The organism is Sedimentibacter sp. B4 (assembly GCF_000309315.1).
GTDB classification, from domain to species: domain Bacteria; phylum Bacillota; class Clostridia; order Tissierellales; family Sedimentibacteraceae; genus Sedimentibacter; species Sedimentibacter saalensis.
Genome location: NZ_CANG01000900.1, coordinates 1 through 217 on the forward strand (window position 1 = coordinate 1; position 217 = coordinate 217).

The window sequence follows — 217 nt, forward strand, 5'->3', positions numbered from 1 at the left end:
GGGTCCTTGCCGATGGCCGCCAGGACATCGGCGGTATCGGCGCCGGGCTGGACCTGTACCTGCCAGTCAACGGCGACAGCCTGGACCGCGCGCTGGGTCATGGTGGCCTTCGAAGCCGCCAGGAAGGCGCCGAGCGCGCCGATCAGCCCGACAGCGAGCGCGATACCCAGGGCGACCGCAGCAAGTCGTCCGCCGCGGCGGCGCACCAGCCCGCCTA

1 protein-coding gene is annotated in these 217 nt (G+C 72.8%); it reads right to left on the reverse strand.

Going from position 1 to position 217, the window contains the following annotated elements:
* Positions 1-209 (reverse strand): hypothetical protein (locus BN358_RS27110; RefSeq protein WP_232233315.1); only part of this gene is annotated, 209 nt, incomplete at its 3' end.
* Positions 210-217: the final 8 nt, after the last annotated feature.